11 protein-coding genes are annotated in these 14,367 nt (G+C 58.3%); 4 read left to right on the top strand and 7 right to left on the bottom strand.

Annotation, left to right across the window (positions count from 1 at the left end):
• Positions 1 to 3 precede the first annotated feature (3 nt).
• Entirely contained in the window at positions 4 to 1,110 is a 1,107-nt protein-coding gene (locus BXU09_RS19285) for an endonuclease NucS domain-containing protein (protein WP_078305930.1), read from the top strand.
• On the opposite strand, the gene BXU09_RS19280 is transcribed toward BXU09_RS19285, so the two are convergent.
• Positions 1,071 to 1,685: a hypothetical protein gene (locus tag BXU09_RS19280; RefSeq protein ID WP_078305929.1), complete on the bottom strand. Its 615-nt coding sequence runs from the start codon at positions 1,683 to 1,685 to the stop codon at positions 1,071 to 1,073. The two genes, BXU09_RS19285 and BXU09_RS19280, sit on opposite strands and share 40 nt — an antisense overlap.
• 64 nt (positions 1,686 to 1,749) lie before the next feature.
• On the opposite strand from BXU09_RS19280, the gene BXU09_RS19275 reads away from it, so the two are divergent.
• From BXU09_RS19275 to BXU09_RS19265, 3 genes are read left to right on the top strand one after another with little or no spacing between them, the layout of a single operon-like run.
• On the top strand, positions 1,750 to 3,216 hold the full coding sequence (locus tag BXU09_RS19275) for a class I SAM-dependent DNA methyltransferase (protein WP_078305928.1): 1,467 nt from the start codon (positions 1,750 to 1,752) through the stop codon (positions 3,214 to 3,216).
• Entirely contained in the window at positions 3,213 to 4,451 is a 1,239-nt protein-coding gene (locus tag BXU09_RS19270) for a restriction endonuclease subunit S (RefSeq protein WP_078305927.1), read from the top strand. Before BXU09_RS19275 ends, BXU09_RS19270 begins: the two co-directional genes overlap by 4 nt.
• Before the next feature lie 30 nt (positions 4,452 to 4,481).
• Positions 4,482 to 7,883 carry a DEAD/DEAH box helicase family protein gene (locus BXU09_RS19265; protein ID WP_078305926.1) on the top strand — a complete coding sequence of 1,134 codons (3,402 nt, stop codon included), beginning with the start codon at positions 4,482 to 4,484 and terminating at the stop codon, positions 7,881 to 7,883.
• A 277-nt stretch (positions 7,884 to 8,160) separates the two neighbouring features.
• On the opposite strand, the gene BXU09_RS19260 is transcribed toward BXU09_RS19265, so the two are convergent.
• From BXU09_RS19260 to BXU09_RS20720, 6 genes are all read right to left on the bottom strand, one after another.
• Positions 8,161 to 8,880, bottom strand: coding sequence for a hypothetical protein (locus tag BXU09_RS19260; protein WP_078305925.1), 720 nt, complete (start codon positions 8,878 to 8,880; stop codon positions 8,161 to 8,163).
• A 23-nt stretch (positions 8,881 to 8,903) separates the two neighbouring features.
• Complete coding sequence (locus BXU09_RS19255; protein WP_078305924.1) at positions 8,904 to 9,686, bottom strand: hypothetical protein; 783 nt, start codon at positions 9,684 to 9,686, stop codon at positions 8,904 to 8,906.
• 641 nt (positions 9,687 to 10,327) lie between these two features.
• Complete coding sequence (locus tag BXU09_RS21790) at positions 10,328 to 10,858, bottom strand: transposase (RefSeq protein WP_240501541.1); 531 nt, start codon at positions 10,856 to 10,858, stop codon at positions 10,328 to 10,330.
• Positions 10,843 to 11,439, bottom strand: coding sequence for a hypothetical protein (locus tag BXU09_RS21785; protein ID WP_240501536.1), 597 nt, complete (start codon positions 11,437 to 11,439; stop codon positions 10,843 to 10,845). Before BXU09_RS21785 ends, BXU09_RS21790 begins: the two co-directional genes overlap by 16 nt.
• A gap of 312 nt (positions 11,440 to 11,751) precedes the next feature.
• Positions 11,752 to 12,495 (bottom strand): hypothetical protein, encoded by a 744-nt coding sequence (locus BXU09_RS20725; protein WP_144012431.1) that lies wholly within the window; start codon positions 12,493 to 12,495, stop codon positions 11,752 to 11,754.
• The gene (locus tag BXU09_RS20720) at positions 12,450 to 14,249 is read right to left on the bottom strand and encodes a hypothetical protein (RefSeq protein WP_144012430.1); all 1,800 of its coding nucleotides are present in this window, start codon (positions 14,247 to 14,249) and stop codon (positions 12,450 to 12,452) included. The genes BXU09_RS20725 and BXU09_RS20720 overlap by 46 nt, the downstream gene beginning before the upstream one ends.
• Positions 14,250 to 14,367 lie beyond the last annotated feature (118 nt).

Here is a 14,367-nt window from a genome sequence, read left to right as displayed (position 1 = left end):
GCCATGCCTGTCGAAACCTCAATCTGGAAAATCAGTCAGTCCGTCGAGAAGGTTCCATTCATCCCCCTGGCCCTGGAAAGCAAACTTCAAGCTGCGTTGGAACAGAACCTGGAGATCCTCGACTCTGGCCTCATGCTCATCGGGCGGCAGGTACGAACCGAGAACAACAAATTCATTGACCTCCTCGCCGTGGACGACGAGGGTCACCTGCACGTCATCGAACTCAAGAAAGGCGTCACTCCCCGGGACGTCGTCGCGCAGGCCCTCGATTACGCCGCCTGGGTCAGAAAGCTTGGCCTGGAGGACATTCAAGGGATTTACGCCAGCCTCCAGCCAGGAAAAAAGTTCACGGATGACTTCACCGCCACCTTCGACGCGCCGTTGCCGGACACCGTGAACGAGAATCACCAGATCACCATCGTGGCCTCCGATATCGACCCCGGCACGGAGCGGATCGTGCAGTACCTCGTGGAGTACGGTGTGCCGATCAACGTGGTGTCCTTCAAGCATTTCCAGGTTGCCGGGGAGGAGTTCCTGGTCCGGTCGTGGCTGATCGACCCGGACGACGTGACTACCGAAGCACCCGCAACGAAAGCCAAGAAAGAACCCTGGAATGGGCAGGATTTCTACGTCACCTTCAAAGAACAGGAATGGCGCAACTGGGACGACGCGGTCAAATACGGATTTATCAGCGCCGGCAAGGGCCGGAAGTACAGCCGCATGCTGCAGCGGCTTCAGCCGGGGCACCGGGTCGCCGCGTACATCCCGCAGGTTGGATACGTCGGGGTCGGCACAGTGACGGCCTCCGCCGTTCCCATCAAGGACTTCAAATTCGTGATCGATGGCACTGACCAGGAAGCGCAGACATTGACCTTCAAAGCGACGGACGCCCTACATGACTTCGACGACCCGGACCTGTCCGAGTGGCTGGTCGGCGTGGAGTGGCAACAAACCCTGCCCAGAGAGCAGGCCCTGTTCGGGCAGGGACTCTTCTCAAACCCCTATATCGCCTGCAAACTCACTGACCCCCACACTCTCCAGGAGTTGGCCAAGCGCTTCCCGCAGGCGTTTCAAGAAGGCAGCCTGACAGGGGACACCGCCTCATCCTGATGCAGTACCCGGGAGCTTTCCCTTCCGTCTCCACTGGTAGACCAGCGTCGTATGTCCAGTCTCAACTGCTCGCTGAAGGAGCGACCCCACAACGCGCGATCCTTGTCCCGCAGGCTCAATTCGCCGGGCACAGCAGCGTGCACCGCAGCAACGAACGCCTCGTACCCTTCACATGTACGGTCAACATTCGAGTACTCGCCCAGCCGGGCAAAATCCCCCACCTGATCGCAGACGCGGAAATCGTAGATGGTGAAGTCATCCGGGTAGAAGACCGTCAGAATGGCCGTCGCCATCGGCAGCCGCAACTGCCAGTCCTGGAGAAGCACCTTCAATTTCGCTCTGTTATCCGCCGCGCCCCGAATGTCACCAATCAGTTGCTGCACCGCCGCGTCAAGATCAGCGTTTCTGTTCATGAGGCGTGCCGCCACCCTCGACTTCGCCCGGTTCGATTTCCAGATGACGATGCAGAAAAAGTCGAAGGTCGTGACCTGCTCGTCCTGAACGAACTTCCGGTGCACCGTGCCGAACAGGTACCGCTCAAGGTCGTACTGCGTCAGGTCTTCCAGAACAGTCATGCGTACTCACCCCTCCGCACCCTACGCCCCGATCACCACGCACACGCACTACCCTGAGGACCATATGATCACCGGTGAAGTCAAAAGCAAAGTAGATACCGTCTGGAACGCATTCTGGGCGGGCGGCATCAGCAACCCGCTGGAAGTGGTCGAGCAGCTCACCTACCTGCTGTTCCTCAAAGGCCTGGACGAAACGCACACCGCCCGCGAGGCCCGCGCCACGCGCCTCGGCGAGGAAATTCAGAACCCCGTCTTCACGGACGACATGCTGGAATACCGCTGGAAGTACTTCAAGCATTTCCCGGCACCCAAGATGTACGAAATCCTCGTGGAACGCATCTTCCCCTGGATGCGGCAACTCGGTGGGGAGCACAGCGCCTTCGCCAAGCACATGCGCGACGCCCGCTTCACCCTGCCGCCCGAGAAGGCAGGCGTGCTGGCCCGTGTGGTGGACGGCCTCGACAAGATCCCCATGCAGGACCGCGACACCAAGGGCGACCTGTACGAGTACCTGCTGAGCAAGCTGGCCACCGCCGGGCAGAACGGACAGTTCCGCACGCCCCGGCACATCATCAAGATGATGGTGGACCTGATGCGCCCCACCCCGCAGGACACCATCTGCGACCCCGCCTGCGGCACCGCCGGTTTCCTGGTGGGCAGCGAGGAATACCTGCGCGAGCACTACGAGAACGAGATCTACAGTGACCCGGCGCTGAAGGAGCACTTCGAGAACGCCGCCTTCCACGGTTTCGACTTCGACCACACCATGCTGCGCGTGGCCGCCATGAACATGCTGCTGCACGGCATCCCCAACCCGGACATCCGCAACAAGGATTCCCTGAGCAGTGACCACAGTGAGGACAGCGAGCTTTACACGCTGATCCTCGCCAACCCACCCTTCAAAGGCAGCCTGGACGAGAACAGCGTCGCCAAAGACCTCACCAGCATCGTCAAGACAAAGAAAACCGAACTGCTCTTCCTGGCCCTGTTCCTGCGCCTGCTCAAAACCGGTGGGCGGGCTGCTGTGATCGTCCCCGACGGCGTGCTGTTCGGCAGCAGCAAGGCGCACAAACAGATTCGGGAAGAGATCGTCGAAAACCACAAGCTTGACGGCATCATCAGCCTGCCCAGTGGAGTCTTCCGACCCTACGCGGGCGTGTCAACCGCGCTGATGATCTTCACCAAGACCGGTCGTGGCGGCACGGATAGCGTGTGGTTCTACGACATGAAGGCTGACGGCTTCAGCCTGGACGACAGGCGGAACCCCACCGTCGAGAACGACATTCCCGACATCGTTCACCGCTGGCATCACCGCGATGAGGAGCAAGGCCGGGAACGCACCGAACAGAGCTTCTTCGTGCCCAAGTCCGAGATTGTGACCAACAAGTATGACCTCAGCATCAACCGCTACAAGGAAACGCAGCATGAAGCGGTGGAATATGACGCGCCCGAGAAGATCCTTGACACACTAGACGAATTGGAAATTGAAATTCAAGCTGGGCTGAAGCGTCTACGGGAGATGCTGGTATGACGTGGGAAAGAGTGAAGGTTGGTAGTATCAGCAAGCAGGTTCGAGGAGTCGCCTACGATAAAGCTGATCTGTCCCCTGACGCATCGGAAACACACCACGCGGTTGTAAGGGCAAACAACATCCAAGATGGAGAGGTTGTGCTGGATGATCTTGTCTTCGTCAGCACGAAGAAACTCTCCCCACAGCAATACTTGCGTGAAGGCGATGTGCTGATCGCCGCATCGAGCGGGAGCCTTTCTGCGGTTGGCAAGGCGGCGCGAGTTCGGAAGGGTATGGATGTGGCCTTCGGCGCCTTCTGTAAGGTTATCCGCCCTAATCACGGAGAAGTTGACCTCGGCTACTTCGCTCATTACTTCCAAAGTCAACAGTATAGGAGCACAATATCCTCTCTTGCTCAAGGCGCAAATATCAACAATATTAGAAATGAGCACATTAATAACCTTGAGATTCCCCTCCCACCCCTCCCGGTCCAGCAGCGTATCGCGGCGGTGTTGGATGAAGTGGATGCGCTTCGGCAAAAGCGGGATCGGAGTATTAATTCTTTGGAAGCCCTTCGAGAGTCTGCATACATACTTCACTTGTCAGAGAATCAAGCTTCAAGCACACGAGTAAGAGTGAGTGAACTCATAGATCCTCACAGAGGCGGAATGCGAACGGGACCATTCGGCAGCCAATTGCTCCACTCAGAGTTTGTTGACGACCCCGGCGGAATCATGGTGCTGGGAATCGACAATGCCGTAAAGAATCGTTTCCGCTATACCGGTGAGCGATTCATCACACCTGAGAAGTACGAAGGACTCAGACGTTACACTGTTCATCCAGGAGATGTTCTGGTTACCATCATGGGAACCTGCGGCAGGGCTGCCATTGTTCCAAGTGACATCCCGACTGCTATCAACACAAAGCACCTTTGTGCAATGACTTTAAATGAGCGGTGCTTGCCTGAGTATCTTCATGCAACATTGACATACAATCATTCCGTGCTTAAACAAATGGGGGCTTCTGCACGGGGAGCGATCATGGACGGCCTCAACATGGGTATTATCTCGGGTTTGGAATTTGACCTTCCTGACATATCAAACCAACGCAAACTTCAGCAAGTCTTTGCCGAAATTGATTCGCTAAACAATAAAGCACTTCATGCAAGGGGAATTGAAGATGCTCTGCTCTCATCCATCCAAACCCGTGCTTTCTCCGGCGAACTTGCGCTGCGGGACCTCGAAGCCCTGCTGTAATCTTCCTCCTCCCACCTCCGAGGTACTCCCTTGTCGAATTTTGCTTTCTTGCAGGAGTGGCCTGAACTGTTTCAGGCGGCGGCGCTGGCCGAGAACTACGTCCGAAGCGATCCGCGCACGGCGAGCTTTCACGCTCGGCGCGCGCTGGAGGGCCTGGTCGGGTGGTTGTTCACCAATGACCCCGAGTTCAGCCCGCAGCCTTATGACACCAGCCTGAATGCACTGTTGCGTTCGGATGCATTCACGCGACTGGTGCCTTCGCAGGTGCAACCTCATGCAGATTTGGTGCGGCGTGAGGGGAATCAGGCGGTTCACGGAGCGCGGGAGGTCACGTCCGGGCAGGCCATGGGGACCGTGCGTGACCTGTGGTATGTCGCCCGCTGGTTCGCTTGGAACTACGGGGCTGATGAGAACGCCGCGTTGCCTGAGGCGTTCAGTGAGACGCTCGTGCCCGCGCCCGCAGCGGACGCCGCCCGGCTGTCCCGCAAGCAGTTAGAAGAGCTGGAGGGCCGCCTTGCTCGCGAACAGTCCGAGAGGGAGGAGTTGCGCCGCCGGGTGGAAGGGTACGAGGCGGAGCTCAGTGCCCTGCGGGTGCAGGTGCGGGCCCGGAAGAGCCGCAACTCGGGCCGCGCCGTTTCCATGGCCAGCAGTGAAAAGGCGACCCGCGAGCGGCTGATTGACGTGCTCCTGCGGGAGGTCGGGTGGGAACCGGATGACGACAACGTCCGCGAGTACCCAGTCACGGGAATGCCGACGACCAGCGGGAACGGGTACGTGGATTACGTGCTGTGGGGCGCGGATGGGCGGCCGCTGGCAGTCGTGGAGGCCAAGAAGACCAGCGTGAATGCTGAGGACGGGCGTCAGCAGGCCAAGCTGTACGCCGACCGCCTGGAGGCGCAGTTCGGGCGTCGTCCCGTCATCTTCTACACCAATGGCACGCGGACGTTCCTGTGGGACGACGCCGCGTTCGCCCCGAACGGTGGGTATCCCCCGCGGGAGGTAGCCGGGTTCTACGCGGCGGACGAGTTGGAACTGGCTATCCAGCGTCGGCAGACGCGCCTGCCGCTGGCGGATCACGCCATTCAGAACGAGATCGTGGAGCGGCCCTATCAGCACTTGGCGGTGCGGGCGTTCACGGAGCGGCTCACGGGGCGGCAGCGCCGGGGGCTGATCGTGATGGCGACCGGCACAGGCAAGACGCGCACGGCGGCCGCCATCATTGAGCTGCTGCAGCGGGCCGGGTGGGTCAAGCGGGTGCTGTTCCTCGCTGACCGTCAGGCCCTGGTGAAGCAAACGGTCGGGGTGTTCGGGAAGTTCATTCCGGGCGGGGTTCACAACCTGCTGGAGGGCAAGGAGGACGCCGAGAACGCGCGGGTGGTCGTCAGTACGTACCAGACCATGCTGGGCATGATCGAGTCCGGGCAGCTCAGTGGCGGCGAGAAGGTGTTCGGGCCGGGGCACTTTGACCTGGTGATCGTGGACGAGGCTCACCGGAGCGTGTACCGCAAGTTCGGCGCGATCTTCAGTTACTTCGACGCGTACCTGCTGGGCCTGACCGCTACGCCCAAGGACGAAGTGGACCGCAACACGTACCGTCTCTTCAGCATGGAGGACGGCGTGCCCCTGTACGCCTACAGCCTGGAGGAGGCGGTGCGCGATCAGTACCTCGTGCCGCCGCGTGGACAGGACCGCACGCCCCGGTTCCTGCAACGCGGCATCCGCTATGCCGAACTGAGCGAGGAGGAAAAAGAAGAGTTCGACGCCCTGGAATGGGACGAGGTGGGTGGCCGGCGCGAGGAGATCGACGCGACAGAAATCAACCAGTGGTTGTTCAACCAGAGCACAGTGGATGAGGTGCTCAAGGATCTGATGACCCTCGGGCTCAAAGTGCAGGGCGGGGATGTCCTCGGTAAAACCATCATCTTTGCGGCCAATCACCTGCACGCCCTGTACATCGTCAAGCGCTTTGAGGCGAACTTTCCCCACCTCCATAACTTCGCGCGCGTGATCGACAACTACGACCGCTACGCGGGAACACTGATCGATGACTTCTCCAAGCCGTCCGGGCAGCCCACCATTGCCGTGAGTGTGGACATGCTCGACACGGGCATTGATGTGCCCGAGGTGGTGAACCTCGTGCTGTTCAAAGTGGTGCGCTCCAAGACGAAGTTCATGCAGATGGTGGGGCGCGGCACGCGCCTGCGCCCGGACCTGTTCGGTGCCGGGCAGCACAAGACGCACTTCAACGTGCTCGACTACTGTGGCAACCTCAAGTTCTTCTCCCTGAAGCCCGACGGCGTGGAAAGCAAGGTGGCCGAGCCCGTGCTCCAGCGGACGTTCAAGGTGCACCTTGAGTTGCTGCGCGCCCTTGCCCCCCTGCGAGCGACGGATGAGGAAGCCCGGCAGCTCTACACGAAGACAGCGGACGTCCTCCACGAGCGAGTGAAGGGCATCCCGCTGGAGAGCTTCATGGTGCGGCCGGTCCGCGATCTGGTGGAACCGTACCTTGACCGGGCGCGGTGGGATGCCCTGACAGAAGTCGATCACGTCGATCTGGTCCGCCACGTGAGTGGACTGCCGTCCAGCGTGCAGACGGGGGATGAGGGCGCCCGCCGGTTCGACGAGGTGGTTGCGAAGCTGCACCTTGCGCGACTCACGGGAAGTCACGACGCGGCCCGGCTCCAGCGCCGAGTACAGACCATCGCGCAGGGGCTCGCCCCGAAGACCAGCATCCCCGACGTAGCGGCCCAGGCCGGATTGCTGAACCAACTTCAACAGGAGGCGACCTGGGCTGGCCTGACACCATCCGCCCTGGAAGACGTGCGTGAGCGGATGCGTGGCCTGGTGGCCCTGCTTGACCGGAACGACCGGACTGTGATCTACACCGACTTCCAGGATGAAATTGTCGGCAGCGGTCTCACGGTGTTCCCCGATCTGGCCGGTCAGGTCAACGAGGCGCAGTACCGCAAGAAGGTGGAGGCGTTCCTGCAGGGCCAGCAGGCACACCCGGTCATCCGCAAGGTTCGGCACGCCGAATCCCTCACCGCAGCGGACCTCGAGGCCTTGGAAGTGCTGCTCTTCGAAGCCAGCGAAATCGAGTCACGTGAGGTGTTCGAGGAAGTGTACGGTCAGCAAGACAACCTCGCGACCTTTATCCGCAGCCTCGTGGGCCTCGACAGACAAGCTGCCCGGCAAGCATTCGCCCACTACCTCGACACGCAGGTGTTCAACGCCAAGCAGATCCGCTTCGTCGAGAACCTCGTCGAAATGCTCACCCGAAAGGGCAGCGTTCCGGTCTCCGCCCTTTACGAACCTCCGTTCACGAATGCCCATCCGCAGGGCATTGATGGCGTCTTTCAGGAGGACGACGCTGATCGGCTCGTCACCCTGGTGCGGAGGTTAGCTCGGGCTACCTCGCCCGCACAGGCATAGCAAGCAGGGGGCAGGCAGGACGGCAAGACAGCGTGGAGTGGGGGACAGGGCAGCAAGACAAGAAGTCACCGAAATGCGCCGATCGTCCCCTACCTCGCCCACATCATCGAAGGCCGCTTGATCGTTTGAATCTCGTCCCAAAAATCCTCGATGGCAAGTGCGACCTGAGTACGAAGTGGGTGGATACGGGGTATAGATCCAGAATCAGTCGAACATGCCACTACGGGCAATTCCACGATGTCCTGTGGTACCACCGGCGCTTTCGCAGGAGGTCTATTCACGCGCTGGCTTTCAGCTGGTCGTAGCGACTCATGAGCTCGAAGGCCTTGAGCTCCTGTCCGTTGCTCAGGTGGTACAGGGTCACGCTGCCGTTGCGGGTGGGGGTCTGGCTGGTCCGGGCGATGGTGACCACCTCACCGCCACTGCGGGACTGCCAGCGAGCGCCCACGCCGTAGGCGTCCGTCGGCGCCACGTCCGCCACGACTTCCAGCGGCGCGGCCGGATCGAGCGAGGCACCGTTCGGAACGACGGCCACGGGGCCCTGCCCGGCACTTCCGCGCCGGATCTGCGCGCCGATCTCCTGGTCGAGGTGCCGGATGATGTACGTCCAGGGATTGTCCGCGCCGGCTTCGATACGGGCGGCGGCGATGATCTGCCCGGCGCGCTCCGGGCGGATGCGGGTCACCCAGTCCTGCCGGGAACCGGCCTTCAGGCCGGGGGGGGTCTCGGTCATCAGGGCCGTCAACTTCTTCGGGCCTCCCAGGGCGGGCATGAGCACCCGACGGGTGCTCTCCGGGTCGTGCGGGGCCAGATCGGAGCCGGAGGGCCCTTCCTGGGCTTCCTGTGCGCCGCGCGGGGCCGCCGGGCCGCCCGGAACCTCCTGCACTTCAGTGACCGTTCCCGGTTCCTGCGTGGCCGGAGCCTGATTCCCGAACAGGAACTCCAGTTCCGTGTCCGTGATGGCCGCGTCAGCGGCCTCGCCGTCAGGCGAAACCACCGCCACGCTGGCGATGGGCGTGCTCAGGCCCCCGAAGTCTTCTCGCGCAGCGACCGTGGTGGTGACCGGCGCGGGGTCTGTTCGGCCACAGGCGCGGTGGGTTGGATAGGCGCGTGCGCGCGCGCGTCACCAGTGATGTTGTGTTCACCACCTGTGATTGATTCCTGGGAAGGACCCCTGTGAGAGATCCCTGTGGTATTGCTGCGGGCATTTGCCCGGATGGACGCGGGCATTTGCCCGGATGCATCCGGAACTTTGCCCGACTGCATCCGGGCATTTTCCCGAGTGGTCCCGGTGTCGATGCCCGACTCGTCCTGGCGGGAGTTTTCCCCGGTTTCGGGTCCGTCCGGTCCTTCCGGGTCAAGGTCCTGCGGGCCGCGGCTGCCGTCCCAGGCATCCACGGCGGCCTGCACGGCAGAGCGCTGGAACAGCCACTGGGGTTTGCGGTCCCAGGGGCGGGTCGGGTTGCTGCGGCGGTCCACGAACCCCCGCTCGACGAGGCGGGTCAGTTTGGTGCGGACGGTCTTCTCGTCGTACTGGTTCAGTAGCTCCGTGACCCACTCCTGGGCACTCATGAAGACCCACAGGCCCTCGTCGGCGGTGGGGGCTTCGCCTCCGGCCTGGGCGGTGCGGTTGGCGTGGCGGGCCTGGCGGCGGTTCTTGAGCTTGTAGGCGTACCAGCGTTCCAGGCTGTTCAGGAGGTGCGCTTCGCACTTGTCGCCGCCGCAGATGGCGAGGTAGGACTCGCGCAGGGCGAGGGTGCGGGTTCCGGCGGGCTGACTGATGATGACGTCTTCGGTGCTCATGGAGAGGCTCCAACGCATCCTGGGGTATGACTTCCCTGCCCGGTCCGTTGACCGGGCGTGCTCAGACGCGTATCCTGAGCACAGGCCGATGCCTGCGGATCTCGACAATCCGCACAACACTTCGAGTTGTGATCTGCGTACACCCTCTGCGAACAACGGCCGGCAAGCCGCGCGGGGGGTGTTCCCATTGGTCAGATGCTTGGGTGACCTCCGGGGTACATGCAGCATAGCGTGAATTGTGTCCTGGCGTGCCGCGGAGCCCAAGGGTCAGTAGGGCCAGAAGGTGAACTGCGTGACCGTCAGCGTGTCCCGTCCCAGGGTGATGCCGGGTCTCCGTGATGGCGTACGGTGAAGGAGCCTCAGCCTCACTGTTCTGGTCGGCAGGACGGTTCGCAGGCGGCGCGCACGGGAGGGAAGCAAGGCCACTTTCTTGTCGGCCGGGATTTGGATCTTCTCGCTGTTGCTCGGCTTCACGCCGTTCTGGGCGGCCGTCGCGCGGACATGCAGGGTGCCCGGGCCAACGCTCTAACAATTCTTCAGGCTGATCACCACGCTCTCGATCAGGACGTCGAACGCGTCACCGGCCTGCTTCCTGGTCAGCCCAGTCTGAGTGGCGATCCGGTCAACTTACATCTTGCAGTTTAGGTAACAGGGGCAGAAAGTGCGTCCTGGAAAGCGAAAACCTCATCGATTTCCAATTGAAGCGCTCTGAGACGCACTTCCGAGGTGAACGAGAACCGAACGGTTCTCGCTAACGCCCCCCAATCCGGCCATGTTCCCGGTGGTCTGGGCGGCACATCCTGATCCGCCAGGTGACAGAGCAGGTACGCCAGCCCTGAAAGGCACCACCACCGCATCACACCTGTTTTGCTGTGCTGCGCGAACCGCTCCAGGCCGAACCGCCCCTTGATGGTCTTGAAGAAGCCCTCGATCCGCCAGCGTCGTTTCCCGACTCTGGCCAGATATTTGCCGCCCAGATTGATGTTCGACATGACGAAGCGCTGCTCTGGCTCTTTGTTCCGGTATAGCCATGCCCACGAGACGTACATGGTGGGTTTCAGACCCTGGAGCTGTGCCTTGTACCCGCGGGTCATCAGCTCGTGGATGGGTGTCCCATTCGCGAGCGTTCTGTTGCGCCGGACACCGATCACGATGTCTATTCCTCTGTCCAGGACCGCCTCAATGAACTCCGCACTTTCGAAGCCCCCATCTGCATGCAGACGGGGCGGCGCTTCCCCTGAAGCATGACGGGTGGAACACTGCGGAGCAGTTTGAGGGCTAACGCGGCGGGTGAGGACGTGCCTTTTCCACGCCAGATCTGAAAGGCCCAGGGGAGCTTCATGTCTCCACAGCAGATGTACAGGACGATCAGGTGAACGCCGTGAACGGCGTTCAGGACGTGCATCCAGTCGGAGAGTCCGGGGAACTTTCCTGCCTTTTCGAGGCTGGTCAGGTCGACCAGGAATTCGACCCGGGGACGCTGGTGTGGAGCATGTTTCCAGGTGTCATTGAAGAGCTGGAGTGCAGCCTGGCGCATGAAGCGGCAGAGTGTCCGGAGATCCCAGATCGTGTGGTTGAGGAATCGACTGATCGCGGAGGGCGATTTGACGGTTGCGCGAGTGGGCAGGGGACGACCGGAACCGTCGAGGAGGAGGTCCAGGAAGACCTGAAAAGAGTCGCGATGTTGTTTGCGCGAGAAGCAGGTGAGGATGTCAGAATAGAGCCGTCTGGCACGTGCATTCTTTGGGTTCACACCTCATTCTGACGCCAAAGTGTCGTGCCAGACGTCCTTTTCTCAAACTGCAAGATGTGAGTCAACCAGTTCGGTCTTGGCGAGCTTGGCGGGAGCAGTGGTGAGCTTGGTGGGAGCAGCGCCCACGCCTGAGCACCCATAAAAACGCCTTCCAGATCACACGAATGGGCACGTTGCGCACCGATAGACATCGTGTCAGTCGCATTCAAACACGAAAATGCCATCTTCCGCTATTACATCCTTAGTTGTAATCGGCGTATTTTCTGACAAACTTCGTCCCAGACGACAAATTTTCTGTGCAAATTTGCAATTTCATTTTTTTGGTTTTTTCTGCGATTGCGGGGGCACGGGCTGCAGGAGTACGAGCTGCGTGAGTGCGTAGTTGGCATCCCATGCCAGCAGTTGTTGCTCGTGTTCTGCTGCAGTTCTGTTTAATGAAATGATCAATTGGATCAAATCGGCTTTGGTGGAACGCTTCCAGTACTTTTCATATCTCCCCAGTGCCGTCGCTGACGGCTCAAACGGGATTAATGGGTATGTTTTATCGGATGGCCACGGATTAGTGGAATCGCCCGCTAATATTTCAAGTTGCCTCCGTCGATTTTCTGCATGACTAATTACTTCTTCCAATCCCACAACTTCGTATGCCAATTCTTTGAGCGAAAGTGATTCCAATTTGTTGCGCCGTTCGCGTTGAGCGTTCTTGGTAAAGCTTTGAGGTGATTGCCATCCACCAAAATTTTGAAAATCTGGAAGGCTGGCGCTTTCTCCACGTGCCTGCTCAATTAATTTCTGAGCTGCCGTATTTCTAAGGAGAGTAGAAGGATATAATAATGGTACGTCTGGCAATTTATCCAGAGGGAATTCTGGTTTACTAGTTCTCAAATCCTCTATCTGGAGAATCTGTATAGTAGAGATAATATTCTTAGTCGATAATCTCTCACTTAGTGGCAATTTAGAAGATTCAAGAAACTTAAGTGCTCGAGACACCCAGACATCCAATTTCTGATTCATTTTTCCTCTGGGTTTGGCAGCACTGCCGAAATTGCTTCCCATGCTGTTCGCACCAAAACTGGCGTCTCAAGATGATTGCCTTGAGTTTCAATATCTGTATAAGTACGGGTGGTTTTCCCGGATCTATGTCCAAATCCTCTTTGAATTTCATTCAGAGTGAATTTAAGTTCCTTTTTAATTTGAGCGTTTCCATGCCTCATAAGCTGAGCTGTCTGTTCTACGGCTTTATTATCAAACTCTAGCGGAACGCCTACGGCCGTCCAGTGCATTAGGTTAATAATATCTGACCCACTAAATGGTGCCCTTTCGCCATAAAAGAGGTACTCTCCAGATTCCAATTGAAATTCCGAACCGTTTTTCGGGAATCCGACAGCCCAGCGTGGCCAAATTTCTTCATGAAGATCAAATACACGGAAAAAATAGGTCAGGATTTCAGGAGGAATGGCGTAAGAAGTCTTCTGCTTTCTATCTCTCTTGCGTGCTTTTGGATATATCTGAAATTCTATGATGTCATCGACGTCTTCTGAAAATCCTGAGTCTATTCTGATTTGCTGAAGCTCATGCTGCCGCATGCCGATAGTAATAATGATCAGTATGGCCAGCGAACCGTACGCAATCCCTAGAGAAAAGGCGTTCGCGTCCACATATACCCTGACGGGACGCTGCTCACGTAGATCTGCGGCGATGGATTCTCTGAGCAGTTTATTGATTTGTCCGGCCGGCCTGAGAACTCCGCGCGGTAAATTAGTACGCGAGGATCTCGCAGGGGCGTAGCAGCCGTGATAGACAGTTGTCAAGAAGGTTTCTGGTAGATGTCTGCCGCTACCGTCGGTCGCCCCCAGATATTCAGTCAGAATATGCCCGTCCGTGAAACGACGGGCCGTCGTAACACCACGTAAATCACAGTCCACAGCCGCGGCTGAAACCACACGCCATTTTAAAATGGCAGATCCATCATGAAGATGCTGGTGAAAAACTACTGGTGATCCATCTCCCTGAACGTATTGCTGTCGAGCCTTCTTTGATAATTCATAAAAATGATGGAACACTTCTGCACGTGTGGCGATTACATACAGCCGCGTCGTTAAATTTTTCATCAATGCATTGACTTCCACGGATCGTTGATTCTTGCGTAATGATTGCATATCATTCGCAAGCTGAGCATGGTCTATGGGTTGCTGAGGTATAGGCAGCAGCCACCGAGATAGCCTATCGGTTATATGAGGCTTGCTTTCCAGTAATCTTTTTTGAGCATCCACCGCTAGCTGATAGTTGTTGACTCTCTCTATACGAGAGCTTCGAAGGGTGCCTGAATCTAATTGACCGTCTAAATATTCCTCTAGTAATGCGTTGGCATTTACGGTGTCGAGGGAAGCAAAGGGATCTTTCTTTTCAAGAGCTTTCATGACAGCGGCTACACTGTACAAGACCCCCAGGATACTGAGAGGAGCATTGCGCTCCCTATAGCCGTCAACCTTTTCCCCTAACATGGCGGCCGCAACCAACCCAACAGTTACCCCAAATGGCTGCTCTCTGTAACCGAACAGAGCAACGGCGATCTTCCTGTACTCGCTAGGAATAAATAATTCATGCGATTTACTGCGTTCTATGAGTAACTGTAATACTACTTGCGGAAGGTGATTGAGATTATTCCAGCCAAGTGCATCTAAGTATCTGCTTTGAGAGAAAATTGTCAGGTTTTCTCTCAAATATTCAGGTGCTCTGCCTTCTGCCAATGCTTTACTCAACACAAACCCGGCACTTAAAAAAATCTTGCGTCGTTGTTTCACGCTCATGAGCTCTGTGTAATCGCAATCTAACAAAGAGGATGGACAACCCGATTTATGCCAAAATCGGCGCCATTGGCGAGTCAAATAAATGAACTTAGTTAACCAAGCCGGAGATTTCCATGAT

Source organism: Deinococcus sp. LM3 (assembly GCF_002017875.1).
Taxonomy (GTDB): Bacteria; Deinococcota; Deinococci; order Deinococcales; family Deinococcaceae; genus Deinococcus.
This window is presented reverse-complemented; position numbering and strand designations above follow the sequence as displayed.

Coding starts and splice junctions, on each gene's coding strand:
- BXU09_RS19285 (WP_078305930.1), top strand. CDS start 4: ATGCCTGTCGAAACCTCAATCTGGAAAATCAGTCAGTCCGTCGAGAAG.
- BXU09_RS19280 (WP_078305929.1), bottom strand. CDS start 1,685: ATGACTGTTCTGGAAGACCTGACGCAGTACGACCTTGAGCGGTACCTG.
- BXU09_RS19275 (WP_078305928.1), top strand. CDS start 1,750: ATGATCACCGGTGAAGTCAAAAGCAAAGTAGATACCGTCTGGAACGCA.
- BXU09_RS19270 (WP_078305927.1), top strand. CDS start 3,213: ATGACGTGGGAAAGAGTGAAGGTTGGTAGTATCAGCAAGCAGGTTCGA.
- BXU09_RS19255 (WP_078305924.1), bottom strand. CDS start 9,686: ATGAGCACCGAAGACGTCATCATCAGTCAGCCCGCCGGAACCCGCACC.
- BXU09_RS20725 (WP_144012431.1), bottom strand. CDS start 12,495: ATGGGAAGCAATTTCGGCAGTGCTGCCAAACCCAGAGGAAAAATGAAT.
- BXU09_RS20720 (WP_144012430.1), bottom strand. CDS start 14,249: ATGAGCGTGAAACAACGACGCAAGATTTTTTTAAGTGCCGGGTTTGTG.